At 66.2% G+C, this 25737-nt stretch carries 24 protein-coding genes; 11 read left to right on the plus strand and 13 right to left on the minus strand.

What is annotated here, in order from left to right; all coding sequences use genetic code 11:
• The first annotated feature begins 15 nt into the window (after window positions 1–15).
• Window positions 16–648, plus strand: coding sequence for a c-type cytochrome (locus O6P39_RS27060; protein WP_275609406.1), 633 nt, complete (start codon window positions 16–18; stop codon window positions 646–648).
• On the opposite strand, the gene O6P39_RS27065 is transcribed toward O6P39_RS27060, so the two are convergent.
• From O6P39_RS27065 to choX, 5 genes are all read right to left on the minus strand, one after another.
• A complete protein-coding gene (locus O6P39_RS27065; protein WP_275609407.1) occupies window positions 645–1577 on the minus strand; it encodes an alpha/beta hydrolase in 933 nt (310 codons plus the stop codon). The two genes, O6P39_RS27060 and O6P39_RS27065, sit on opposite strands and share 4 nt — an antisense overlap.
• Before the next feature lie 6 nt (window positions 1578–1583).
• The gene (locus O6P39_RS27070; protein WP_275609408.1) at window positions 1584–2060 is read right to left on the minus strand and encodes a thioesterase family protein; all 477 of its coding nucleotides are present in this window, start codon (window positions 2058–2060) and stop codon (window positions 1584–1586) included.
• A gap of 82 nt (window positions 2061–2142) precedes the next feature.
• The gene (locus O6P39_RS27075; protein ID WP_275609409.1) at window positions 2143–3108 is read right to left on the minus strand and encodes an L-carnitine dehydrogenase; all 966 of its coding nucleotides are present in this window, start codon (window positions 3106–3108) and stop codon (window positions 2143–2145) included.
• 124 nt (window positions 3109–3232) lie between these two features.
• Complete coding sequence (locus O6P39_RS27080) at window positions 3233–4117, minus strand: 3-keto-5-aminohexanoate cleavage protein (protein WP_275609410.1); 885 nt, start codon at window positions 4115–4117, stop codon at window positions 3233–3235.
• A 69-nt stretch (window positions 4118–4186) separates the two neighbouring features.
• Window positions 4187–5125: a choline ABC transporter substrate-binding protein gene (gene choX / locus O6P39_RS27085; RefSeq protein WP_275609411.1), complete on the minus strand. Its 939-nt coding sequence runs from the start codon at window positions 5123–5125 to the stop codon at window positions 4187–4189.
• Between the two features lie 225 nt (window positions 5126–5350).
• Here choX and O6P39_RS27090 point away from each other — a divergent pair, with 225 nt between their 5' ends.
• The 7 genes from O6P39_RS27090 (at window position 5351) to O6P39_RS27120 (ending at window position 13791) form a co-directional block, all read left to right on the plus strand.
• Window positions 5351–6325 carry a GlxA family transcriptional regulator gene (locus O6P39_RS27090; RefSeq protein ID WP_275609412.1) on the plus strand — a complete coding sequence of 325 codons (975 nt, stop codon included), beginning with the start codon at window positions 5351–5353 and terminating at the stop codon, window positions 6323–6325.
• A gap of 340 nt (window positions 6326–6665) precedes the next feature.
• Window positions 6666–7136 carry a nuclear transport factor 2 family protein gene (locus O6P39_RS27095; RefSeq protein WP_275609413.1) on the plus strand — a complete coding sequence of 157 codons (471 nt, stop codon included), beginning with the start codon at window positions 6666–6668 and terminating at the stop codon, window positions 7134–7136.
• Window positions 7137–7304: 168 nt separating this feature from the next.
• Window positions 7305–9710 (plus strand): carbohydrate-binding family V/XII, encoded by a 2406-nt coding sequence (locus tag O6P39_RS27100; RefSeq protein WP_275609414.1) that lies wholly within the window; start codon window positions 7305–7307, stop codon window positions 9708–9710.
• 79 nt (window positions 9711–9789) lie between these two features.
• Window positions 9790–10764: an AEC family transporter gene (locus O6P39_RS27105; protein ID WP_275609415.1), complete on the plus strand. Its 975-nt coding sequence runs from the start codon at window positions 9790–9792 to the stop codon at window positions 10762–10764.
• Window positions 10765–11169: 405 nt separating this feature from the next.
• Window positions 11170–12474: a CitMHS family transporter gene (locus O6P39_RS27110; RefSeq protein WP_275609416.1), complete on the plus strand. Its 1305-nt coding sequence runs from the start codon at window positions 11170–11172 to the stop codon at window positions 12472–12474.
• Between the two features lie 32 nt (window positions 12475–12506).
• Window positions 12507–13268, plus strand: coding sequence for a TerC family protein (locus O6P39_RS27115; RefSeq protein ID WP_275609417.1), 762 nt, complete (start codon window positions 12507–12509; stop codon window positions 13266–13268).
• A gap of 91 nt (window positions 13269–13359) precedes the next feature.
• Window positions 13360–13791: a hypothetical protein gene (locus tag O6P39_RS27120; protein WP_275609418.1), complete on the plus strand. Its 432-nt coding sequence runs from the start codon at window positions 13360–13362 to the stop codon at window positions 13789–13791.
• Between the two features lie 21 nt (window positions 13792–13812).
• Here O6P39_RS27120 and O6P39_RS27125 read toward each other — a convergent pair whose 3' ends face one another.
• A complete protein-coding gene (locus O6P39_RS27125; protein ID WP_275612044.1) occupies window positions 13813–14253 on the minus strand; it encodes an LEA type 2 family protein in 441 nt (146 codons plus the stop codon).
• A 404-nt stretch (window positions 14254–14657) separates the two neighbouring features.
• On the opposite strand from O6P39_RS27125, the gene O6P39_RS27130 reads away from it, so the two are divergent.
• Entirely contained in the window at window positions 14658–16364 is a 1707-nt protein-coding gene (locus tag O6P39_RS27130; protein WP_275609419.1) for a Na/Pi cotransporter family protein, read from the plus strand.
• Between the two features lie 105 nt (window positions 16365–16469).
• Window positions 16470–17504, plus strand: coding sequence for an AraC family transcriptional regulator (locus O6P39_RS27135; protein ID WP_275609420.1), 1035 nt, complete (start codon window positions 16470–16472; stop codon window positions 17502–17504).
• Between the two features lie 75 nt (window positions 17505–17579).
• Here the strand turns inward: O6P39_RS27135 and O6P39_RS27140 are convergent, their stop codons facing one another.
• The gene (locus tag O6P39_RS27140) at window positions 17580–18536 is read right to left on the minus strand and encodes an NAD-dependent epimerase/dehydratase family protein (RefSeq protein WP_275609421.1); all 957 of its coding nucleotides are present in this window, start codon (window positions 18534–18536) and stop codon (window positions 17580–17582) included.
• Between the two features lie 203 nt (window positions 18537–18739).
• On the opposite strand from O6P39_RS27140, the gene O6P39_RS27145 reads away from it, so the two are divergent.
• Window positions 18740–20113, plus strand: a complete 1374-nt coding sequence (locus tag O6P39_RS27145; RefSeq protein WP_275609422.1) for a pitrilysin family protein — start codon at window positions 18740–18742, stop codon at window positions 20111–20113.
• 21 nt (window positions 20114–20134) lie between these two features.
• Here the strand turns inward: O6P39_RS27145 and O6P39_RS27150 are convergent, their stop codons facing one another.
• The 6 genes from O6P39_RS27150 to O6P39_RS27175 form a co-directional block, all read right to left on the minus strand.
• A complete protein-coding gene (locus O6P39_RS27150) occupies window positions 20135–20689 on the minus strand; it encodes a GNAT family N-acetyltransferase (protein ID WP_275609423.1) in 555 nt (184 codons plus the stop codon).
• Window positions 20690–20812: 123 nt separating this feature from the next.
• Window positions 20813–22105 (minus strand): MFS transporter, encoded by a 1293-nt coding sequence (locus O6P39_RS27155; protein WP_275609424.1) that lies wholly within the window; start codon window positions 22103–22105, stop codon window positions 20813–20815.
• Window positions 22106–22399: 294 nt separating this feature from the next.
• Entirely contained in the window at window positions 22400–23056 is a 657-nt protein-coding gene (locus O6P39_RS27160; RefSeq protein ID WP_275609425.1) for a DUF799 domain-containing protein, read from the minus strand.
• A 1-nt stretch (window position 23057) separates the two neighbouring features.
• Window positions 23058–23423 (minus strand): DUF4810 domain-containing protein, encoded by a 366-nt coding sequence (locus O6P39_RS27165; protein ID WP_015479750.1) that lies wholly within the window; start codon window positions 23421–23423, stop codon window positions 23058–23060.
• A 28-nt stretch (window positions 23424–23451) separates the two neighbouring features.
• On the minus strand, window positions 23452–24135 hold the full coding sequence (locus tag O6P39_RS27170) for a CsgG/HfaB family protein (RefSeq protein ID WP_275609426.1): 684 nt from the start codon (window positions 24133–24135) through the stop codon (window positions 23452–23454).
• Between the two features lie 324 nt (window positions 24136–24459).
• Window positions 24460–25689, minus strand: coding sequence for a spore maturation protein (locus O6P39_RS27175; RefSeq protein ID WP_275609427.1), 1230 nt, complete (start codon window positions 25687–25689; stop codon window positions 24460–24462).
• Window positions 25690–25737: the final 48 nt, after the last annotated feature.

Below are 25737 nucleotides of genomic sequence, written 5' to 3' on the forward strand. Positions count from 1 at the left end.
ACAGGAGCGCCCGCCATGCCTGCAATCAGATTCCTGCTCGCACTCGCCTGCTCCGGCCTGCTGGCGGCCGCTGTCCGGGCCGAGCCCGTGAGCATCGAGTTGCCCATGGAAACCGCACGCCTGACGCCATCGGAACTGCCCGGCTACACCATCGCCAACCAGAAATGCACCATTTGCCATTCGGCGGACTACATCCAGTTGCAGCCTCCCGGCATGAACGAAAGCCAATGGCGCGGAGAAGTCGCGAAGATGCAGCACGCCTACGGCGCACCGGTCGACGATCGCCAGGCCGATGCGATCGCCGCTTACCTGGCCGATGCCTATTCCGGCAAGCCCCGCGCCCAGGCCGTCGCCACAGCACCGGCATCGGCGCCAGCCAGCCCGGCGAAGCAGGATGCCCGCAGCCTGCTCGACGCCAACGGCTGCCTGGGCTGCCACGCCCTCGACCGCACGGTGGTCGGGCCGGCCTACCAGGCGGTGGCCGAGCGCTACCGGGGCGATCCGCAGGCGCTACGGAGCGTGACCGAGCACATTCGCCAGGGCGGCGTCGGACGCTGGGGGCAGATTCCGATGCCACCCTTCCCCGCGCTGGACGACGTGCAAGTGAAGACGCTCGCCGAATTCATCCTCGGCCAGCCAACGCCCTAACTCCTGAAGAAGCCCCGCAGCGCCTGGTAGAGCGTCCGGTACAGGGCTTCCACCTCCTCCACGCCGCGAGCGCGCAAGGCGCCATGCACCAGGCCGACGCCGGGAAAGAACTCGACGTCGACATTGGCCTCGCGCAACGCCTCGCAGTATCGCTCGCCGTCGTCGCGCAGCGGGTCGAACTCGGCGACGGCGACGAATGCCGGCGGCAGGTCTCGGAAGTCGCGGGCCCGCAATGGCAGCGCCAGCGGATCGCGCCGGTCGCCGGCGTGGGGCAGGTAGGCCGCCAGGCAGGCGTCGAGGTCCGTCCGCGACAGCAGTGGCGCATCGGCACAGGCGTTCCGCGAGGGTGTCTGGGCATCGCCCAGCGCGGGGTAGACCAGCACTTGTCCACAGGGTAGCGGCTCGCCGGCCTCACGCAGGGCCAGGCACAGGGCGGCGGCAAGATTCCCACCGGCGCTATCGCCCATCACCAGCAACCGCGACGTATCGACCGGCTCACCCAGGCTGCCGTTGCGCAGGCGCCGCCAGACGGCGAGGCAGTCATCCAGCGCGGCGGGGTAGGGGTGCTCCGGCGCCAGCCGATAGTCCACCGCGACCACCAGCGCGCCCAGTTCGAGCGCCAACTCGGCGGTGATGAACTCATGGGATCCCAGGCCACCCAGCATCCAGCCGCCGCCGTGCAGGTAGAGCACGGTGGGCCAGCCGGTAGCCGGTGGAAGATCGGTCGGGCGGTACAGGCGTACGGTGGGCAGGCGGTCCAGGCACAGCTCGCTGATACGCAAGCCCGGCGGACGCGGCGGCGTCAAGGCAGCCGCCATGCGCTCGTAGGCCGCGCGCTGGGCAGTGATGGAGGGATCGCTTTCGGCGTAGGACTGGGTCCTCGCGACGAAAGCCTGCAGGGCATCGGACAGCGGATAGCGCCGCGCCATTGGCAATCAGCCCGGCAGGCCGATGGTGCGCCCGACATAGTCCGGGCGTGGCAGCGGGCGATGCGCCTCGGCCAGCGCCAGCACCCGTTCGAGCACCACGCCGTCGAAGGGCGCCGAGCGCGCGCCGCCGTCGAGGTTCACGTGCAGCAGCATCTGTTCGCTGGCGGCCAGGGCGAGGTCTTCGCCGGCGCGGTGCAGGCTGTGGAAGATATGCAGGCGCTTGCGGTCATGGGCGATCAACTGGGTGCGCACTTCCACCTTTTCACCTTCCTTCACTTCGTGCAGGTAGTTGAGGTGGACTTCGAGGGTGAACAGCGAGTTGTGGGTCGCCGCGCGGTTGTCCGCGTCCAGGCCCAGGTGATCCATCAGGGCATCGGTGGCGTAGCTGAACAGCAGCAGGTAGAAGGCGTCGCGCAGGTGGCCGTTGTAGTCGGTCCACTCGGCGAGGATGGGCGTTTCGTAGGTTTTCAGGGCGTGGGTCATGTTCGCGTCCGAAGAGCCCCTCTCCCCGGCCCTCTCCCTGAAGGGAGAGGGGGTGGTTTGGAGCGAATGATGAACCGTGAGGTTAGTCGGCGAAGGCGAAGCCGTGTTTGGCCTTGGTGTCCTTGATGGCGCCCAGCACCGCCAGCAGGCAGTCGTCACGGTAGCGTTCCAGCTCGGCGATGCTGCGCGAGCCCTGCTGTTCGGAGGTGCCTTCCACCACGCGGTCGATCAGGGTGTCGGTCAGCTCCGGAGCCGGCAGGTAGGTCCAGGGCAATTGCAGTGCCGGGCCGAACTGGGCCATGAAGTGGCGCATCCCGGCGTTGCCGCCGGCCAGGGTGTAGGTGAGGAAGGTGCCCATGAAGGACCAGCGCAGGCCGGCGCCGAAGCGGATCGCATCGTCGATCTCGCCGGTGCTGGCGACGCCGTCATTGACCAGGTGCAGCGCCTCGCGCCAGAGCGCTTCGAGCAGGCGGTCGGCGATGAAGCCGGGGACTTCCTTGCGCACGTGCAGCGGGCGCATGCCGAGGGATTCGTAGACCTTGATGGCGGCCTGCACCGCTTCGGGCGCGGTCTTCTCGCCGCCCACCACTTCCACCAGCGGCAGCAGGTAGACCGGGTTGAACGGGTGGCCAACCACACAGCGCTCGGGATGCGTGGCGTCGGCGTAGAACTCGCTGGGCAGCAGGCCCGAGGTGCTGGAGCCGATCAGGGCATTGGGGCGGGCCGCAGCGCTGATCTTTGCGTGCAGCTCACACTTGAGGTCGAGGCGTTCGGGGGCGCTTTCCTGGATGAAGTCGGCGTCACGCACGCATTCTTCGATGGTGGCAACGAAGCGCAGGCGATCCTGCGAGGCACCGGGGGCCAGGCCCGCCTTTTCCAGCGCCGGCCAGGCATTGGCGATGCGTGCGCGCAGGGCGGCTTCGGCGCCGGGGGCCGGGTCCCAGGCGATGACGTCGAGGCCGTGGGCCAGGGCACGGGCGACCCAGCCGCTGCCGATGACGCCGCTGCCGAGGGCGGCGAAGGTTTTGATGTCAGTGATGAAGGACATGGAAGGCTCCGGAAAGTCGTCAGGCTCTTCGTAGGGCGCATAACGCGCAGCGTTATCCGCCGTGCTGGTATGGCGGCGGATAACCCGTTCCGGGTTATTCGCCCTACGGTGTTGAGGTTCGGGATCAGCGCGGCTTGAGGTTCATCTTCTTGCGCCCCTCGGCCGGGGTCAGGGCGCGGCCGCCGAGGCGTTCGATGATCTCGATGGCGCGTTCGACCAGTTGGCCGTTGCTGGCATGCACGCCGCGGTCGAGCCAGATGTTGTCCTCCAGGCCGACGCGCACGTTGCCGCCCAGCAGCATGGCCTGGGCGACCATGGGCATCTGCGAGCGGCCGATGCCGAAGCCGGCCCAGGTCAGGCCGTCCGGGATGTTGTCGGCCATGGCCTTCATGGTGGTGGTGTCGGCCGGCGCGCCCCACGGGATGCCGAGGCAGATCTGGATCAACGGGTCTTCCAGCAGGCCTTCCTTGAGCATCTGCTTGGCGAACCAGAGGTGGCCGGTGTCGAAGATTTCCAGCTCGGCCTTCACGCCCAGCTCGGTGATGCGCTTGGCGCCGGCGCGCAGCTGGGCCGGGGTGGAGACGTAGATGAAGTCGCCGTCGCCGAAGTTCAGGGTGCCGCAGTCCAGGGTGCAGATTTCCGGCAGCAGTTCTTCGACGTGGGCCAGACGCTCGAGCGGGCCGACCAGGTCGGTGCCGGCGCCGAATTCCAGCGGCCGCTCGCCCTTGCCGATCTCCAGGTCCCCGCCCATGCCGGCGGTGAGGTTGATGATGACGTCGGTGTCGCTCTCGCGGATGCGCTCCACCACTTCGCGATAGAGGTTCACATCACGGCTGGGCTTGCCGGTCTGCGGGTCACGCACGTGGCAGTGGGCGACGGTGGCGCCGGCTTTGGCGGCCTCAATGGCGGCGGCAGCGATTTCCTTGGGAGTGACGGGGATGGCCGGGTGCTTGCCGACGGTGTCGCCGGCGCCGGTCACCGCGCAGGTAACGATGACTTCGTAGTTCACGGTGGAACTCCTTCTTGTGGGCGAGCGGAACCCCTGCGCGGCGGTGCGCAGGGAGTCCTGTAGGGGGAGTTACTTGAGCGAGACCTGGACGGCGCCGAGGCCATCCTTGCCATCGAAGGTGGTGACGCCGGCGAGCCACTTCTGCAGCGACTCGGGGTGCGCCTTGAGCCAGGCCTTGGCGGCATCCACCGGCTGGGTGCGGTCGAGGATCGGCTCCATCACCTGACTGACCTGTTCGCTGGTGAAGTTCAGGTTGTGCAGCAGCTTGGCGACGTTGGTGCACTGCTGCTGGTAGCCGCCGGCGGTCATGATGGAGACGGTGGCGGCGCCTTCGTTGGGACCGAAAGCGTCGTCGCTGCCGGTGAGGTATTTCATGTCGATCTGCAGGTTCATCGGGTGCGGTTTCCAGCCGAAGAACACCACCCACTGCTGGCGCTTGATGGCACGCTTGACCGCGGTGAGCATGCCGGCCTCGCTGGACTCGACGATCTGGAAGCCCTTCAGGCCGAACTTGTCGTCGGCGATCATCTTCGCGGTGATGCGGTTGGACCCGCTGCCCGGCTCGATCAGGTAGATCTTGTTGTCGAGCTTGTCCCTGAACTTGGCGATGTCGGCGAAGGTCTTCAGGCCGCCGTCGTAGACGTAGGTCGGCACGGCGTAGGTGGACTGCGCATCGGCCAGGGTCGCCGGGGTGATGACTTCGATCTGCTGCTTGTCGAGGTAAGGCTTGGCTACCGGTTGCATGGTCGGCTGCCAGTAGCCGAGGAAGAGGTCGAGCTGCTTGTCGGCCATGCCGGCGAGGATGATCTGCTGCGAGGCGCTGGTCTGCTTGACCTTGTAGCCCAGGCCGTCGAGCACGGCTTCGGCGATTGCACTGCTGGCCACCACGTCGGTCCAGTTCACCGACCCCATGCGCACGTTCTGGCATTGCGCGGGCTCGGCGGCCCAGGTGGTGTTGGCGGCGACTAACAGCGCGGCGCAGCCGACCGCTTTGATCGTTGACTTCATGACATCTCCCACAAGGCCTTTGCGGCGTTGGTTATCGTTGTTGTTTGTCATGCGGTCCCTCACGGCGGGACTGGTGTTCACGTTACGCAGCCGAAGACCCCGCGAATCGCACTGGGGCGACCAGCTCTTGCACAGCAGCGACCACCCCGATTGCCAGCGCCGGCGAATTGCACTATGCCAGTCGAATGCCTCCCGGCCGCCGCCTTGAATCGCACGGTACCCACCATGTCCCAAGACTTCTGGTTCCTGCTGTTGCCCGGCTTTTCCGTGATGGGTTTCGTCTCCGCCGTGGAGCCACTGCGCGTGGCCAACCGCTTCCGCGGCGAGCTCTACCGCTGGCACCTGATGAGCCTGGACGGCGGGCCGGTGCTGGCCAGCAACGGCATGTCGATGAATGCCGACAGCGGCCTGGAAGCCCTCAAGAAAGGCGACACGTTGCTGGTGGTGGCAGGCTTCGAGCCGCTGCGCGCCTGTACCCCGGCGCTGCTGCACTGGCTGAAACGGCTCGACCGCGACGGCGTGACCCTGGGCGGCATCGACACCGGCAGCTTCGTGCTGGCCGAGGCGGGGCTGCTGACGCGCCACCGCTGCACGGTGCACTGGGAGGCGCTGGAGGCCTTCCAGGAAACTTATCCACAGGTGCAGGCGACCCAGGAGCTGTTCGAGATCGATGGCCCGCGCATCACCTCCGCCGGCGGCACGGCGTCCATCGACCTGATGCTCGACCTGATCGCCCAGGACCACGGCGCGGAGCTGGCGGTGCAGGTTTCCGAACAGTTCGTGGTCAGCCGTATCCGCACCCGCCAGGATCACCAGCGCCTGCAGGTGGCCAGCCGCTATGGGGTGAGCAACCGCAAGCTGGTGCAGGTGATCGGCGAGATGGAGCGGCACACCGAGCCGCCGCTTTCCACCCTGGAGCTGGCCGAGCACATTCGGGTCACCCGGCGCCAGCTGGAGCGGCTGTTCCGCCTGCACCTGAACGACACGCCCTCGAACTTCTACCTCGGCCTGCGCCTGGACAAGGCGCGCCAGCTATTGCGCCAGACCGACATGAGCGTGCTGGAGGTCGGCGTGGCCTGCGGGTTCGAGTCGCCCTCCTACCTGTCACGCAGCTACCGGGCGAAGTTCGGGGTGTGCCCGAGCCAGGACCGGGTGGGATTGCGCAAGGTCGTCGCCAAGGCCGTTATTCCGCAGGCATGAATACTCTATAGGAGCGAGCTTGCTCGCGAACCGGAGCAACCGGCGGCACCGAGTTGGGCGAGTTCGCGAGCAAGCTCGCTCCTACGAAGAGCAACAACGCTGCGCAGCGATTAGCAGCGCGTAGGATGGGTGGAGCGAAGCGATACCCATGCTGTCGGTGCATGGGATCGATGGGTTTCGCTACGCTCTACGCCATCCTACAAGTGCGTGAACGACAGCTGCTCCCACCCAGTACGCCGTAGCGTGTTTGGCAATATCTGTGGGATCACCGTCATTTACCCCATCCGGGGCCAGGCGGAGTATGGACACCAGGTTCCCCCTCACTGCCTTGGAGACCACCATGAGCGAAGCCCGCCCCCCTCTCCCGCCCTTCACCCGTGAAACCGCGATCCAGAAAGTCCGCCTCGCCGAAGACGGCTGGAACAGCCGCGATCCCCGGCGCGTCTCGCTGGCCTACAGCGTGGACAGCCGCTGGCGCAACCGCGCGACCTTCGTCCAGGGCCGCGAGCAGATCGTCACCTTCCTCACCGCCAAGTGGGTGCGCGAGCAGGAATACCGGTTGATCAAGGAACTCTGGGCCTTCACCGACAACCGCATCGCCGTGCGCTTCGCCTACGAATGGCATGACGACTCGGGCAACTGGTTCCGTTCCTACGGCAACGAGAACTGGGCATTCGACGAGAACGGCCTGATGTTCGAGCGCCACGCCAGCATCAACGACCTGCCGATTCGCGAGGACGAGCGCCTGTTCCGCTGGCCGCAGGGGCGTCGGCCGGACGATCACCCGTCGCTCAGCGACCTGGGGCTGTAACGGCCGGAACGGGAACGACAGGGGACTCGTACAGCGTCTATTCCGGCGGCAAGCTGTTCGCCCGCCCGTGAATTTGAGCGAGCATGGCGCAACATGAAACGCAGGTCCGCGCAGATCGCCGGCGCTGCACTATCGTTGAGCGCAGGTTTCTCAAGGAAGGTTTCCACCATGCTTCTACGCCCGCTCCTGTCGTCGCTCGCCCTGGCCATTGGCCTGGCGCACGGCCTTCCCGTCGCACTGGCGGCCGACGCCCCGTCACCCGCCGCGCAGTCGAGCGCCGCCACCGAGCTGAAGTGGCCGCGCGACTTCGCCCTGGGCGAGCAGCACGTGCAGATCTTCCAGCCCCAGGTGGAAGCCTGGGACGGCACCCGCATGAGCGGCCGCGCGGCGATCGCCGTGGGCGCCGCCAATGCCGCGCCCACCTACGGCGTGGCGCTGTTCTCCGCCGCCGCCGCCATCGACAAGGCCAGCGGCCTGGTGCAGCTCAGCGATATCCGCATCGACAAGGTGGAAGTCCCCACCGAGCCGGACAGCGCCGGCAAGGTCCGCGACGCCCTGGTGGCGCACCTGCCCAAGGACGGCCTGACCGTCTCCCTCGACGAACTGCAGGCCAGCTACGCGGTGAACCAGCAGTTGGACAAGCTGCGTCACGTCGAGGTGAAGAACGACGCGCCGCAGATCGTCTTCGCTGACACCCCGACCGTGCTGGTGATGATCGACGGCCAGCCGAACTGGCAGTCGCTGCCGGGCAGCGACTTCGAGCGCGTGATCAACAGCCGCGTGCTGATCCTGCGCGACGCCCAGGGCAACAACTATCTGCACGCGGCGGGCAGCTGGTACACCTCCCAGTCGCTGAATGGCAATTGGCTGGTGCTGAGCCAACCGCCCAAGGCGCTGCTCGGCGCCGAGCAGATCGCCAGCAAGAACGGCCCGGTGGACGCGCTGCTGCCCAAGAACGGCAAGCAACCGGCGAAGGCGCCGGCGGTGCTGGTCGTCACCCGGCCCACCGAGCTGATCGTCAGCGACGGCACCGCGCAGATGGCGCCGGTGGATGGCGTCAGTCTGCTGACTCTGCAGAACGCCGACCACGCGGTGTTCGTCGATCCCACCCACAACACCTGGTACGTGCTGGTCTCCGGTCGCTGGTTCAGCGGCCCCGGTGAAAAGGGCCCGTGGCAGTATGTGCAGGGCAAGGACCTGCCCGCTGACTTCGCGAAGATCTCGCCCAAGGACCCGAAGGCCAACGTGCTGGTCTCGGTACCCGGCACGCCGCAGGCCAAGGAAGCGGCCATCGCCGCGAGCATCCCGCAGACCGCCACCGTCTCGCGCAGCAAGACGACGCTGACGGTGAACTACGATGGCGCGCCGAACTTCCAGCCGATCGCCGGCACCAGCCTGAGCTATGCGGTGAACACCCCGACACCGGTGATCGAGGTAGCGCCCAACCAGTTCTACGCGGTGAACAACGGCGTCTGGTTCGTCGCCCCCAGCGCCACCGGCGCCTGGCAGGTGGCAACCGAAGTGCCGGCGGTGATCTATGGCATCCCGCCCAGCTCGCCGCTGTACTACGTGACCTACGTGCACATCTACTCGGTCACCCCGCAGACCGTGGTGGTGGGCTACACGCCCGGCTACCTGGGCGTGGTGGTGAACAGCGACGGCACGGTGGTCTACGGCACCGGCTACACCTACCCGGCGTACGTCAGCAACACCGTGTACTACGGCTACCCACCGACCTATGGTTACGGCGCCGGCTTCGCCGTGGGCGCGCTGACCGGATTCGCCTTCGGCTTCGCCGCCGGTGCCTGGTGGGGCGCGCCCGAGCCCTACTGGGGCCCGTACTGGGGGCCCTACCCGGCCGGCGGCTGGAGCTACACCAACATCAACCAGGCGAACTTCTACGGCCGCTGGGGCCAGGGCTCCGTCACCCATGCCTACGGCTACAACGGCTGGACCGGCACCCAATGGCAGGGCAGCTCGGCGGTCGGCTACAACCCGCGCACCGGCACCCGCTTCGCCGGCAGCCAGGGCTCGGCCTTCAACCCCTATACCGACCAGGGCGCCGCCGGACGCCGGGGCGCCTACGCCAACGCTTCCACCGGCATCTCCGCCGCGGGCCGCAGCGGCGTCGCCTACGACCGCGACTCGGGCGACTTCGAGGCGGGCCAGCAGGGGATCAAGCACAACGCCCAGACCGGCCGGACCACCATCGCCGAACGCGGCATCTCCGGGGACGTGGACGACGGCCGCGGCAGCTACGACCGCCAGAACCAGGGCATCAGCTACAACCGCCGGACCGGCAACGCCGTGGCCTGGAAGAACGGCGACGTCTATGCCGGCCACGATGGCAACGTCTACCAGCACACCCAGGACGGCGGCTGGCAGCAACACACCGACAATGGCTGGCAGCCCGTGCAGCCGAACCAGGGCACCGTGCGCAACCAGCTCGACCAGCAATGGCAGTCGCGCCAGCTGGGCCAGCAGCGCTTCGGCCAGACCCAGCGCCAGTGGGGCGGTGGCGGATTCGGCGGCGCCCATTTCGGTGGCGGGCACTTTGGCGGGTTCCGCCGCTGACCCTGTGGACAAGATTTTCCACACCCTGAAAGACTGTGGAAAACCGCGCAGGCAAGGCTGAGAAACTTATCCACACGCCTTGCCCTCCCCCTCGCCGGCTCGGCAAGATGCCCGCTTCCAGCCATCTTGCGGGGTCGCCGTGACCGCTCTGTTCCAGGCCCTCTGGCCGTTGTTCGCGCTGATCGTCGGCGGCTACGTGCTGCGTCGCAAGGGATTCCCCGGCGAAGCGTTCTGGCCCGCCGCCGAGCGGCTCAACTACTTCCTCCTGTTCCCCGCTCTGCTGGCCAGCAGCCTGGCCAACGCGCCGCTGAACGATCCCGGCCTGGCCCGTCAGGCGCTGGCGGTGATCCTCGGCCTGGGCATTGCCTGGTTCGCCCTGCTGATCGTCAAGCGCCTGCGCGGCTGGAGCGCGGCGCGCTTCGGCGCCATTGCCCAGGGCGTGCTGCGTTTCAACACCTACCTGGGGCTGGCTGCCGTCGGCAGCCTGTACGGCAAGCCGGGGTTGACCCTGGCCGCGCTGATGCTGGCGCTGATGGTGCCAACGGTGAACGTGATGTCGGTGTGGGCGCTGACCGCCGAGCGCGACATCAGCCTGCGCGGGTTGTTGCTGCCGATCGTGAAGAACCCGCTGATCCTCGCCTGCCTGGTCGGCGCGCTGCTCAACCTGAGTGGCATCGGCCTGCCGGGCGGCAGCGACCGGCTGCTCAACCTGCTGGCGGTGGCCAGCCTGCCACTGGGCCTGCTGTGCGTGGGCGCGGCGTTGCAGCCTCAGGAGCTGCGCGCGGAAGTCGCGGCGCTGGGCTGGAACTGCGCGATCCGCCTGCTGGCAATGCCATTGCTGGCCTTCGCCGTCGCCCGCCTGCTGGCCCTGCCGGCGCTGGAAAGCGCGCTGCTGGTGCTGTTCTTCGCCCTGCCCACTGCGCCGACGGCCTATGTGCTCACGCGGCAGCTGGGCGGCGAGAGCCATCTGATGGCCGGGATCATCACCCTGCAGACGCTGCTGGCCGGCGCCAGCCTGCTGGTGGTGATGGGGGCGATCCAGGCGCTCGGCTGACCCGCTCCTGAAAAGGCCGGAAACTTATCCACATGGCACACCGCTTCCGTAGGAGCGGATCTTATCCGCGATCCGGCCGGCAGGCCGGTGCAAGGCCAAGGCTTCGCGGACAAGGTCCGCTCCTACAATGAACTCCGCCGTTCGACCTGCGACTTACCCACAGGGTCTGGCTTCGGTTCGCGAGCAAGCTCGCTCCAACAAGAACCGCTCCGATCAACGGCACCCTCCCGCGAAAGCCTGCTGAAAGCTTGGCCTCCTAGCATCGCCGCCCTCGGCCCTTCCGGCCGCACAAAAACAACAATCGGTGATCGCCATGTTCCATGCCCTGTCCTCCCCCGCTCCGTCCACGCCGCGCCCGTTCCCCCACAGCCACCGCTGATCCCGCGCCGACACGGAGTTATCCCCATGCTGACTTTCCTCGCCTTCGCCATGGTGGCGACCTTCATGTTCCTGATCATGACCAAGCGGCTGTCGGCGCTGATCGCGCTGATCCTGGTCCCGATCTCCTTCGCTGTGCTCGGCGGCTTCGCCGCGGGGCTCGGCCCGATGATGCTGGACGGCATCCGCACCCTGGCGCCGACCGGGGTGATGCTGATGTTCGCCATCCTCTACTTCGCCATCATGATCGACTCGGGCCTGTTCGACCCGGCGGTGCGCAAGATCCTCAAGCTGGTGAAAGGCGACCCGCTGAAGGTCTCGATGGGCACCGCCGCGCTGGCGATGATCGTCTCGCTCGATGGTGACGGCTCGACCACCTACATGATCTGCGTGGCCGCCGTGCTGCCCCTGTACAGCCGCCTGGGCATGAGCCCGCTGCTGATGGCCTGCCTGATCATGCTCTCCAGCGGCGTGCTGAACATGACGCCCTGGGGCGGTCCCACCGCCCGCGCGGCCAGTGCGCTGCACGTGGACCCGGCGGACATCTTCGTGCCGATGATCCCGGCCATGCTCGCCGGCATCGCGGCGATCTTCGGCCTCGCCTGGGTCTACGGCAAACGCGAGCGCGAGCGCCTGGGCGAGCTGCACCTGCCGACCGACCATGAGGCACTGGCCGAGGTCAGCGTCTCGCAGTACCCCGAAGCGCGCCGGCCGAAGCTGCTGTGGTTCAACGGCGCACTCACGGTGGCGCTGATGGGCACCCTGATCGCCGGGCTGCTGCCGATGCCGGTGCTGTTCATGATCGCCTTCGGTATCGCGATGATCGTGAACTATCCCTGCATCCTTGAGCAGAAGAAGCGTATCGGCGCCCACGCCGAGAACGTCCTGGCGGTGGTTTCGCTGATCTTCGCCGCCGGGGTCTTCACCGGGATCCTTTCCGGAACAGGCATGGTCGAAGCCATGTCGAAGAGCCTGCTGGCGGTGATCCCTCCGTCACTTGGGCCGTATCTGGCGACCATCACGGCGCTGGTGAGCATGCCGTTCACCTTCTTCATGTCGAATGACGCTTTCTACTACGGCGTGCTCCCGGTACTCTCCCAGGCCGCCGCGCAGTACGGCATCACCCCGGTGGAAATGGCCCGCGCCTCCATCGTCGGCCAGCCGGTACACCTGCTCAGCCCACTGGTGCCGTCGACGTACCTGCTGGTGGGCCTGGCCAAGGTGGACTTCGGCGACCATCAGCGCTTCACCCTGAAATGGGCCGTGCTGGTGTGCCTGGCGATCCTTGCCGCCGCCCTGCTGCTGGGCTTGTTCCCTCTGTTCAATCAATGAACAGTTCAATGACTGACTTCGAGTGACCATAAATGGAATGGCTGACCAGCCCTGAAATCTGGATTGCGTTCTTCACCCTGACTGCCCTGGAGATCGTCCTGGGCATCGACAACATCATCATGATTTCCATCCTGGTCGGCCGCATGCCCAAGCACATGCAGCCGCGCACGCGCTTCTTCGGGCTGGCGCTGGCGATGGTCACGCGCATCCTGCTGCTGTTGTCGATCACCTGGGTGATGCGCCTGACCGCCGACCTGTTCCAGGTGTTCGGCCAGGGCATTTCCGGGCGCGACCTGATCCTGTTCTTCGGCGGCCTGTTCCTCCTGTGGAAAAGCAGCTCCGAGATCTACCACGGCCTGGAAGGCGAGGACGAAACCGAAGGCGAGCCCAAGAGCATGATGGGCGGCTTCATCGGCACCATCATCCAGATCGCCATCATCGACATCGTGTTCTCGCTGGACTCGGTGATCACCGCGGTGGGCATGGTGTCCAACGTGCCGGTGATGATCGCCGCGATCGTCGTGGCCGTGCTGGTGATGATGCTGGCGGCCGGCGCCATCAGCGACTTCATCGACAAGCACCCGTCGCTGAAGATGCTGGCGCTGTCCTTCCTCATCGTGGTCGGCACCGTGCTGATCGCCGAGGCCTTCGAAGTCCACGTGCCGAAGGGTTACGTCTACTTCGCCATGGCCTTCTCGCTGGCGGTGGAAGCCCTGAACATCCGCATGCGCACCGCGCGCGGGAAGAAGGACCGGGAGCCGGTGAAGCTGCGCAAGGATATTCCGGGCCAGTAATTCCACTGCGACAACCGGTCACGACTGGAAGCAGTCGGCACCGGACTATGCTCCCGGTGCGGCAAGCACGCCGCACTGGGAGAATGGGTTCATGGAAGAGGGTATCAACAAGGCATTACTGGTCGGCGCCACCCTGAGCGCCCTGGCGGCGCTGCTGCATGTGGCGATCATCTTCGGCGGTGCCCCGTGGTACCGCTTCTTCGGCGCCGGTGAACGAATGGCGCGGGCGGCGGAAGCCGGCCATCTGCGCCCCACCCTGATTACCATCGGCATCGCTTCGATACTCGCGCTCTGGTCTCTCTACGCGCTGTCCGGCGCCGGACTCATCGCCCCGCTGCCCCTGCTGCGCAGCGGGCTCTGCCTGATCACCGGCATCTACCTGCTGCGGGGCCTGGCGATCCTGCCCCTGCTGACGGTCGCCCGCTCCCGTTCCACCCCGTTCCTGATCTGGAGCTCGCTGGTCTGCCTGGGTTTCGGCCTGGTCCACCTGCTTGGCCTGGCGCAACGCTGGAACAGCCTGTAGGCAGGGTTATCCACAACCGCCTCAGCGTTGTACCTTGGGCACCGGCCAATTCAGCACGCCCTTGTCGTTGAAGCGCACCGTACCGAACAGCCCGCCGGCCAGCTTGCCGTTGATCTCGTAGGGCATACCCTCGCGCGGCGGCCCGCCGGACAGGCCCCAGGCCTGACGGATGGCAGAAAACGCCGAAAAGCTCACCGGCACGCTGATCACCTTTTCGCCAAAGCGCGGCACCTGGCCGCTGGCGTCGCTCACCCCGCTGGCCAGCGGCTGGCCGTTCACCGCCAGGTCCAGGGCGATACCGTTGTAGTCGATGGCGTCGTCGTTGGGGTTCTGCACCCGCAGCTTCACCATGAAACGCGCCTCCATGCCCTGCCCGGCAACGGGTTCCAGTCCGACCAGGTCGACCCGCAGCGGATCGCGCAGGCCGAACAGGCTACTGCAGGCGCCCAGCGCCAGCATCATTGCGATCAGGCCACCCCGCCGGGCGATCTCTCGAATACCTCGCATGCATACTCCTTGCTGGTGGATGGTTCAGCCGCCGACCCAATACCCGACGCATTCGTGTGCCCGGGGATTTTATCCACAGGGCCGGCGGGCCGACTGTTCCAGGTCAGGCCCGGCGCCGCATTTCGCTGCAATATCCGCCCGCACGATGGCGCCGGATCAGCTTTACTCAAGCACAGGAACCCCAGCGAATCAGGCATTTGGCGAACCCTCAGGGAAAAACACGGGTCTACCCAAGACAATTGGATGACAACGCCTGAACGCTGCCGTGTCCTTATCGGCCTTCCGCGCTATCGGATTGCGGGCGAGGTCGTCAGGGGCTGTTGAGGTCAGCGGCCCCGGAAAGCGTGAGGGGGCCCGACATGCTCAAACTGCTCGATCTACTCTCCGCCGTCGCCCTGTTGGTGTGGGGTACCCATATCGTCCGCACCGGCATTCTCAGGGTTTACGGCACCCATCTGCGGCGCGTGCTGAGCAACAGCGTACAGAAGCGGCCGCTGGCCTTCGCCGCCGGCATCGGCGTGACGGCCCTGGTGCAAAGCAGCAACGCCACCGCGCTGCTGGCCACTTCCTTCGTCGCCACTGGCCTGATGGCGCTGGCGCCCGCCCTGGCCATCATGCTCGGCGCCGACGTCGGCACGGCACTGATGGCGCGGGTGCTGACGCTGGACCTGTCATGGCTCTCGCCACTGTTGATCTTCTTCGGGGTGATCCTCTTCCTCAGCCGCAAGCAGACCCGCGCCGGCCAGCTCGGCCGGGTGTTCATCGGCCTGGGGCTGATCATCCTGGCGCTGCAGCTGATCGTCGCCGCCGCCGAGCCGATGACCCAGGCCAAGGGCGTGAAGGTGTTGTTCTCCAGCCTGACCGGCGATGTGATGCTCGACGCCCTGACCGGCGCGCTGTTCGCCATGATTTCCTATTCCAGCCTGGCCGCCGTGCTGCTCGCCGCGACGCTGGCCACCTCCAAGGTGATCTCGCTGAAAGTGGCGCTGTGCCTGGTGGTCGGCGCCAACCTCGGCAGCGGCATCCTCGCCCTGATCAGTTCGGCCTCGCAGAATGCCGCCGGTCGGCGCGTGGCCCTGGGCAGCCTGTTATTCAAGTTCGCCGGCTGCCTGCTGGTGCTGCCCCTGGTCGGGCCGGTGGCGGTGTGGATGGACGATTGGCCGTTCCGCACCCAGGAACTGGTGATCGCCTTCCATGTGCTCTACAACGCCACCCGCTGCCTGGCGTGCCTGCCGCTCACCGAGCAGATGGCGCAGCTGTGCACGCGCCTGATGCCGGACCGGCAGTCCCCCGAAGACACCGTGCGCCCCCGCCACCTCGACCCGGCGGCGCTGGACACACCGAGCCTGGCGCTGGTCAACGCGGTGCGCGAGACCCTGCGCATGGGCGATATCGTCGAGCAGATGCTGAATCACCTGATGCAGGTTATCCACAGCGGCGATCCGCTGCTCGCCAAGCAAATCCGCAAGCAGGATGACGACGTCGACGCGCTCTACACCGCGATCAAGCTGTACCTGGCGCGCATGCCCCGCGAGGATCTGGGCGAGCGCGACAGCCGCCGCTGGGCGGAGATCATCGAACTGGCGATCAACCTGGAACAGGCCGGCGACATCATCGAGCACATGCTCGGCGCCGTGCAGGACAAGAAGACTTCGCGCAGCCGCTCGTTCTCCGACAACGGCCTGGAGGAGATCACCGTGCTGCACGGGCAATTGCTCAGCAACCTGCGCCTGTCCCTGTCGGTGTTCCTCAATGGCGACCAGGAAGGCGCCCGGCGCCTGCGCCGCGCCAAGCAGCGCTTCCGCCTGCAGGAGCGCCATTACGCCCACGCGCACGTCGACCGCCTGCGCCAGCAGGTGGTGCAGAGCATCGAGACCAGTTCGCTGCACCTGGACCTGATCAGCGACATGAAGCGCCTGAACTCGCTGTTCTGCGCCATCGCCTATGCTGTGCTGGACAACCCGGACGCCAGCGTCGGCGACGCCAGAGCAGCCGAGGACTTCGTCGAGCATGAGGTCGAGCAGGCGCAGCAACCCCCGGCACCCGGCTCGCGCGCGGCAAGTTGAATCGGACGACGGCCGGACCGTTTCGCGGGGCGCTCGGCAGCGCCGCGCGAAACCGCGCACAACACAGGTTACCCAGGGCCCAGGGTTAGGGCAGAATCCCCCGCCATGGACGAAAGCTCTCAAACACTCCGCACACCCTCGGTCAGCGCAAGCCTGACCCAGGCCGTGCTGTTGGCCGCGGCCCGCCTGGGCCTCGACCGCGATGCGCTGCTCACCGCAAGCGGCCTGCAGGAGGCTCAGCTCGGCGATCCCGACGCGCGCATCGACTTCCCACATCAGGAACGGCTCTGGGACGCGATCCAGACCCGTCTGCCCAACCCCGAGCCCGGTCTGGCCGTGGGCCGTGCGCTGTCGCCGGCCTCCTTCAGCGCCCTGGGTTATCTGTTGCAAAGCAGCACGACGCTGGGCGAAGCCCTGGAGTCGGCGCTGCGCTACCAGCGTCTGGTCGGAGAAGGCGGCCAGGTGACGATCGAGGTACAGCCCGAGAGCATCTGGGTCGCCTACCGTCCGCTCAATCCCGAGCAGTCCGCCACCCGTCCACGCGCACTGGCCCTGTTGAGCTTCTGGGCGCGCCAGCTCAAGGCGCTGCTGCCAGGCCTGCAGCTCGCCGGCTGCCGCTTCATGCACCGCCAGCCGGAGCACCTCGACGACTATGCGAAGGCCTTTGCCTGCCCGCTGCACTTCGAGGCCCAGGACTATGCCCTGGGCTTGCCCAAGGCGATGGTTGGTGTCGCCCTGCCGCAGGCCAATGCGCCACTGCGCGACCTGCTGCGCCAGCATGCCGAAGGACTGCTGGCGCGCCTGCCCAGCGCCAGTGTCAGCGGCCGGGTAGTCGCGCTGCTCGGCGAACAGCTCACCCGCGGCGAACCCGGCCGCGCGGCCCTGGCCAACGTTCTGGGCCTGAGCGAGCGCACCCTGCAACGACGCCTGGCAGAGGAAGGCAGCAGTTATCAACAGCTGCTGGCCGACACCCGGCGGCAACTGGCGGAGCGCTATCTCAGCGAAGACAACCTGCCGGCCACCGATATCGCCGCGCTGCTCGGCTATTCCGAACCCAGCGTGTTCTTCCGCGCCTTCCGCCATTGGACGGGCCTGACACCGGGGGAATACCGTCAGCGCCGCCGCCACTCGGGCAGCTGAAGCCTGGCAACCCCGGAACCTTGTCGAAGCTGGCTTTCCACAGGTTTTTCTACAGGTTATCAACAGGCTGAGCTGTCAGCCGTTCATCCCGCGGGCCTCGAGGAACGCCAGGAACGCCTCCCGGCTGGAGTAGCGCGGCTGGTAGCCGAACTCCTCCTTGAGCCGCCGGTTGTCCAGCACCGGACGGTAACGCAGGAAGTCCACCTGTTCCGGGCCATAGGTCGACAGCCCCAGCGGCTTGAGCAGGCCCAGTCCGGCGCGCAGCAGCGGAGCCGGCCAGGCCCGGTAAGGCTTGCCGAGCAGTTCGGCGATCTCGCGCAGGGACAGCGCACCGTCGCCCGCCAGGTTGTAGATACCCTCGCTGCCCTGCTCCAGCCCCTGGCGGATGACGTTCACCACATCCTGGTCCCAGACGAACACGAAACGGCTGGGATGGCCGGTGACGCCCAGGAGCTTGCGCTGGCCGAACAGTTCGATGAGCGGGTTATGCACACGTCGGCCGAGGATGGTGCCGGGCCTCAGGATGAGTTGCTTGAGCTGTGGATAACGCTGCCGCATGTCCTCCAGAAACCGCTCTATTTCCTGCTTGTGGCGGACATGAAGGAAACGCGGATGGATCCGCAATGGCTGGCTTTCGTCGATCAGTTCGGCATTGTCGGGGTGATAGCCATATGCAGCCCCGGAACTGGTGACGATCAGTTGCTGCACGCCGGCCTCGCAGGCGGCTTCGATCAGTGTCTTGGTGCCGCCGACCTCGATGGCGTGGAGCTGCGACTGGGTCATTTCGCGTGGGGGATTGATCACCGCGGCGAGGTGCACGATGGCCTCGGGGCGCCACTTTTCCATGCAGTGCCGCACCTTGGAAGGCACGCTGATGTCCAGCTGAAGCGGCTCGATGTTCGGGCGCAGCCCCTGCAGACTCAGGCAGCGAACATCGGCGGCGATCAGGGTCCAGTCAAGATGCTGCACCGCCAGGTCGCTGAGCAGGCTCTGGCCAAGGAACCCGGCCGCACCGGTAATCAGGACACGCATGAAGCCTCCGAATCTCTACATCCACGGCGAAGGCATGTCCGCCGTCGCCGGAGGGTGAATCCGCGTCGTGCCCCCACAGTGACGATAGAAGCCATGGGCGATGATGCAAGGCGCCGACCGTAGAGCGGACTACGGGTAGGTTCACGCCGGCCAATCCGCTATCCTCGTCGCTTTGCGTTCTGGCTCCCCCAGGCTTTGTGCTCATGCGCTGGTTGTTTTTCCCCCTGCTATCCCTGCTGCTTGCTGGCTGGTCGCATGCCGATCAGCGCCAGACGGTGGAGGCGTACCAGTTGGCAAACGGCATGGGCGTGCTGTTCAAGCCCACCCGCGAGAAGGGCCACGTCTCCATCCGGCTGATCGTCGGCGTCGGCTTCAGCGACTTCTCCTGCCAGGACCGCCAGTTGCCGCACCTGATGGAGCACCTGTTCTTCAGCGGCCTGGACGGCGGTGACGAAGCCGACCTGGAAGCCCGCATGCAGGCCCTGGGCGGCCAGTGGAACGCCTATACCAGTGAAGGCGATACCGCCTTCGTGGTCGAGTCGCCGGCCGCCACCCAGCGCCAGGTGCTCGACCTGCTGCTGGAAGCCATCACCCGTACCCAACTGGACGCGCAGAAGGTCGCCTCCGCCAAGCAGGTGCTGGTGCGCGAGGACGGCGGCCACTATTCGCACCTGCAGCGCTGGCTCGACCACCAGAACGTCAGCCGCGCCGGCCAGGAACAGCTCGCCGTGGAACTGGGGCTGGCCTGCGCCGAGCGAGCACCGGTCGGGCACCTGAGCCAGGGCCAGCTGGACCAGTTGCGCAAGGACTGGTACGTGCCGAGCAACATGACACTGATCATCGTCGGTGACCTCGATCCGCGCCTGCCGGTGTACCTGGGCCACAGCTATGGCGCGTTGGTCGATCACGACACGCCGGAACGTCGCGAGCTGCCGGTGATGAAAGGGACAGCCGAACGCCAGCGCACGCTGACCACCAGCCTGTTTGGCGAGAGCGCGGTGCTGCACTGGATATTCCCCGAGCCGGGCGATGTCGAAGGCGCCTCCCTGGACCTTCTGCAGGCATACCTGAACGACGTGCTCTATACCGAGCTACGGGTACGCCGCGAGCTGTCATATGGCCCCTGGAGCGAACGCAGTGCCTGGGCCAACCAGGGATTCCTCAGCCTGAACGCCGACATCGAGCGTGACGATCAGGACGCCACGCTCAAGGCGTTGCACGAGGTGGTGGAGAAGATTCGCCACGACGGCCTGGACCCGGCGCGTTTCAGCCGCATCCAGCGCGTGGCACGGGCTCAGCTGGCCTGGAGTACGCCGGGTAACGCGACGCTGGCGGACTATTACTGGGGTGCGCTGGCGGACTTCGACGACGGTCACTTCCCCGACGAGGACAAGCGCCTGGCGAAGGTCAGCCTGCAACAGATGAACGAGCTGGCACAGCAGCTGTTCAAGGATGACGGCTACCTGCGCATCGAGAAGCCGCTGCTGGACGACGATGCGGTCTATCCGCTGGCCGCCGGGGCCGCGCTGCTGGTCGCGGTGCTGCTGGGACTGCTGCTGTGGCGCCGGCGAGGCTGATGCCCCGCCGGAGTAGAGGCGTTACAGGGCCAGGCGGCGAATCACCTGGCAGGCGTCGTCCGGATCGGGTTGGGCGCGGAAGCCCAGCTCGCGGGCCATGTCGCGCATGTCGCGATCCATCGATGAGTCGATCGAATACATCTGGTGGAAGCCGTTGCGCTTGGCCACATCGATCAGGTGGCGCATCAATGCGAGGCCAAGGCCCAGTTGCTTGAAGTCGTCGGCAACGGTCACCGCGCATTCACACTGTTGGTTATCCACAGCCGCGTACCGGCTGATGCCGACTTCACGCAGTTCACCATCCACATGGGTCAAGGCAATGAAAGCCATGGTCGTCTGGTAGTCCACGTCCATCAGTTGATCGAGCAGCTTGTCGTCGATCTTCACTTCGCCGTGGAAGCGGAATTTGCGGGTCATGGGAGACAGGCGCTCGAGGAACAGGCGCTCGCGCTCACGGTCTTCCGAACGCAGCGGGCGGATCAGCACATGGCTGCCGTCGTCGAGGGTTTCTATCCAGTGATCGGTACCTACAGCCGCGAGGGCTGCAAGCTCCGCAGGGTTGCTGTGGGTCATCATGACGCGGTCTCCGCTGGCGAAGAGGGATTGGGATGACCCTATCCTTCTCCCTCCGCGCCCGGACGAGCCTGACTTGAATCAAGCCCGTCCGGATCAGCCGTGAGGCAGAACGCCGCAGCGGCGTCAGTTGCCGACGGCCGCCAGTGAGCCTTCCCGCACGCGGGCGCCCTTGCGGAACAGCACCAGGGTGGCGAGCAGGCCGAGCGTCGCCGCACCGCTGAGCCAGAGACCCGGCGCCGCCTGGTTGTCCAGGGTGTGGATAAGCCAGGTGCAGATGGCCGGGGTGAAGCCGCCGAAGGTGGCGGTGGCCAGGCTGTAGGCCAGGGAGAAACCGGTGGTGCGCACGTCCGCCGGCATCACCTCGGTGAGCGCCACCACCATGGCGCCGTTGTAGCTGCCGTAGAGGAAGGACAGCCACAGCTCCACCTCCAGCAGGCGCGAGAAACTCGGATTGGCCACCAGCCAGGACAGCATCGGATAAGCCGTGACCAGCGCCAGCACACTGGCCGCCAGCAGCAAGGGCTTGCGGCCGATGCGGTCGGACAGCGCGCCCATCACCGGCAGCCAGATGAAGTTGGACAGGCCTACGCACATGGTCACCAGCAGACTGTCGAAGTCCGACAGATGCAGCTCGTTCTTGCCGAAGGTCGGGGTGTAGGCGGTGATCAGGTAGAAAGACACGGTGGTCATCACCACCATGGCGGTGCCGGCCAGCACCAGGCCGAAGTTCTGGCCGATGGAGCGCAGTACTTCGGAGAGGCTCGGATGGTGCTTGCGCTTCTGGAACTCGGGGGTCTCCTCCAGGGAGCGGCGGATGATGAACAACGCCGGGACGATCAGGCAGCCAACGAAGAACGGTACGCGCCAGCCCCATTCGCCCATGTCCTGCGGGCTCAGCCAGTGGTTGAGCAGTACCCCGAGCAGGCCTGCGAACACCACGGCGACCTGCTGGCTGGCCGACTGCCAACTGACAAAGAAGCCGCGTTTGCCCGGCGTGGCGATTTCCGCCAGATACACCGAGACCCCGCCCAGTTCGACGCCGGCGGAAAAGCCCTGCAGCAGGCGGCCCAGCAGCACTAGCAACGGCGCCGCGGCCCCCAGGGTTGCATAGCCGGGCACGAAGGCGATCAGCAGCGTACCCATGGCCATCAGGCCGAGGGTGATGATCAGGCCCTGGCGGCGGCCGTGACGATCGATGTAGGCGCCGAGGAAGATGGCGCCCAGCGGCCGCATCAGGAAGCCGGCACCAAAGGTCGCCAGCGAAAGCATCAGGGAGGCGAAGGGGTCGTCGCCGGGGAAGAAGGTCTTGGCGATGGCGGTGGCATAGAAGCCATACACCATGAAGTCGTACATCTCGAGAAAGTTGCCGCTTACTACACGGAAGACGGCTTTGGCTTTGGCATTGTTCGAGGCCATAAGGGCATCACTCAGGCTGACACACGGGGGATCTCCACAAAGGAAATCGACGGTCATCGTCCGGGCGCCAGGCAGGCAGCGATCCGATGACTTATTTGTAACCCTATGTGTATAACCAGCCAGAAGACAATCTAAAAATGGCTGAAAGGCCCGAATTTACTGGCCTTGAAAGCTTTGTGAAAGCTTCGCGACATCTCGTCGGAAATCTTCTGGATATCGCGCAATTGCTTGACAGGATTTCGAGAGAAAACTTTTAGCAGGTGGCCGACCACCGGTGTGGCCGGCCACCTCCAGTCAGTCGGTACCGTACTTGGGCGAGCGTGGACCGTACAGCAGCCCCCCGTTGCGTCCGGCGGACAACAGGCGGGCACCGGTGATGCCGGCTACCGGGTAGCTGGCGTCGTCCTGGGCGCTGGAGATGATCTGCTTCACCGCGGCGCTGATCAGCATGCCGACCAGGCCGCCGCTGTTCTGGCTGCCCTCCTCGCTGGAAGCGGTGGCGGTACCGGTCCAGAGGGTGGTTCCGGAACGCAGGTCGACCAGGCGGGCGCTCGCGGTGACGATGCTTGCGCTGCTCAGCACCATGTAGCTGGTGCCGTACTCGGTGACGGTGACGTAGAGCGCGGCATCGGCGCCGAAGATTTCGCGCAGCTTGCCGGCGGGCAACTGGTGGATGTCAGCGGGAGTGCTCACGCCGTTCTGGCGGAAGGTTTCATCCACAAGGGCCACCGGCAGCACGTAGTAACCCGCCTCGGCCAGCGGGTAGGTGATCTGCGAAAGCATGCCATAGGAAGCCTTCACGTCCGGCGACTCGTTGAGCGGCGGCAGCACCAGGATCGACTTCGGGCGGCTCTGCTTGAAGGCGGAGTAGTCCACGGTCTTCTGCGGTGCACAACCCGCGAGCAGGGCCAGGGCGAACAGACCGGCGAGAACCTTGATCGCATGCTTCATCTCACTTGCCTCCCCGGGCGTTCTTCATCAGGAAATCCATGTAGGTCGCCGACTCGGGGAACAGCGCCTTCTCCGTCTGGAACTGCTGCATCATCTGATCGTCCTTGCCCAGGCTGAGGTAGAGCAGGCCGAGCTGGGCGTGATAGCCCGGCGGAACGGCGCCGTTGTCAGCCTTGATCTTCTGCAGGTCGCGCTCCAGCGCCTCCAGCTGCGCCTCCTTCGACTCGCCGGTGAGGTATTCGTGGACCTGCGGCTGGTAGCTTTCCCACTGGTACAGCGGCTTTTGCGTCTGGCAGCCGGCCAGCAGCAGCGCCGCGAACAGGCCCAGGCCACGCAGCACACGCGATGTGCTCATCACTTCCGTCATCTTTGCATTGCTCCTTGCAGTTCAGGATTCAGTGTTTGCTGGGCGTCCAGGCTCCGCTTTCCACCGCGCTGACCAGGCGGTTGACCGCCTCGCGCATGGCCAGGTCGAGTACCTTGCCGTTGAGGGTGGAGTCGTAACTCGCGGTGCCACCGAAACCGATGATTTCGCGGTTGGAGAGCGCGTACTCGCCGGCGCCCTGGCTGGAATACACCACCTCGGAAGTCGAGATATCGACGATGTTCAGCGCGACCTTGGCGTACGCCACCTGGGTCTTTCCGCGGCCGAGGATGCCGAACAGCTGGCGATCGCCGACTTCCTTGCGGCCGAATTCAGTGACGTCACCCGTGACCACGTAATCGGCGCCCTTCAGGCGTTGGGCCTGGCCCTTGATGGCGGCTTCCTGCTGGATCTCGCTCATGTTGTCGCGGTCCAGCACGTTGAAGCGGTTGGTCTGCTGCAGGTGAGTGATGAGGATGGTCTTGGCCTGGCCGCCAAGGCGATCGACGCCATCGGAGAACACACCGCGCATGTAGCTGGAGCGGTTGTCGAACTTGCCGACGGCGATCGGCGCGCGCGGGCCGGAATAGGGACGGCTGACGCTTTCCACCTGTTCCACCGGCATGGCGCGGGAGCTTTCCGTGGCGCACCCGCCGGACAGCAGGGCGCCGGAAATCGCCAGGCCCAGCATGGATGCCTGAAGCAGTTTGTTCATGAGGGATTCCCCTGTTCGGTCAATTGGACGAATTGAATCCGTGCCAGAACCGGCGGGTATGACCAGGGAATCGATCAGGGGCGGTCCCCGCCTGGCGTCTCCGCGCAGCGGCGGGACGATTCGGGGAACGAACGATCACACAGGGGAAATGAAGACAGCCTGGCATCCTGTTGCCACGTGCACCGCATCCCTTCGGTCTTCCAGCGGCCCTGGTCGAAAACGCTGTGATACCAGAGTCACGCGGCGATGATACGGCAATGTGCCATCAATGACAAAAAGCAGGCGTCATATTTCCTGGCAGCATGGCTGCGTCCGGAAGTCGCATCAGGCGAAGAACCAGTAGCACACACCAATGGACGCCAGCACCCCGGCGAGGTCCGCCGCCAGCGCGCAGCCCACGGCATGACGGGCACGCTGGATACCTACGGCGCCGAAGTAGACGGCCAGCACGTAGAAGGTGGTTTCGGTACTGCCCTGCACGGTGGCGGCCACCAGCGCGGGGAAGCTATCCACGCCGTGAGACTGCATGGTTTCCAGCAGCATGGCCCGTGCCGCGCTGCCGGAGAACGGCTTGACCAGCGCAGTGGGCAGCGCGTCGACGAAGCGGGTGTCCCACCCAAGGCCTTCGACTGCCCAACGGATGCCGTCCAGGGCCATTTCCAGCGCGCCGGACGCCCGCAGCACGCCGACTGCGCAAAGCATCGCCACCAGGTAGGGCAGCAGGCTCTTGGCGACGTCGAAGCCTTCCTTCGCGCCTTCGACGAAGGCTTCGTACACCGGCACCTTCTTCAGCCAGCCGACGACGAGGAACAGCATGATGATGCCGAACAGGGTCACGTTGCCCAGCAATGAGGACAGCTGCGCCAGCGCGGTGGCGGACAGGCCGGCGAGCAAGGCCATGAAGGCGCCCAGCGCCAGCGCGCCCGGGATCAGGTAGGCCAACACCACCGGGTCCCACAGGCGCAGGCGCTGCATCAGCGACACGCTCAGCAGGCCTACCAGCGTGGAGGCGCTGGTGGCCAGGAGGATCGGCAGGAACACCAGGGTCGGGTCGGCGGCGCCCTGCTGGGCGCGGTACATGAAGATGGTCACTGGCAGCAGGGTCAGCGAGGATGCGTTGAGCACCAGGAAGAGGATCTGCGCATTGCTCGCGGTGGTGCTGCTCGGGTTCAGTTCCTGCAGCGCTTTCATGGCCTTCAAGCCGATGGGCGTGGCGGCGTTGTCCAGGCCCAGGCCGTTGGCGGCGAAGTTCAGGGTGATCAGGCCGATGGCCGGGTGGCCGGCGGGCACTTCCGGCATCAGACGCCGGAACAGCGGGCCAAGCAGGACTGCCAGTTTCTCCACCAGGCCGGCCTTCTCGGCGATGCGCAGGAAGCCGAGCCAGAGGGTCAGGGTGCCGAACAGCAACACCATCACGTCCACCGACAGCTTGGCCATGGCGAACAGGCTTTCCACCATGGCGGCAAAGACGGTCGCCTCGCCTCCGAGCAGCCAGCGGGAAAGCGCGGTAACCGCCGCGACGATGAAAAAGCCCAGCCACAGGCCGTTGAGCATGGAGAGTCCCCCTTGGAATGGCCCGGATGATAGCGGCACGGGCACACC

This window comes from Pseudomonas sp. PSE14 (assembly GCF_029203285.1).
GTDB lineage: Bacteria > Pseudomonadota > Gammaproteobacteria > Pseudomonadales > Pseudomonadaceae > Pseudomonas.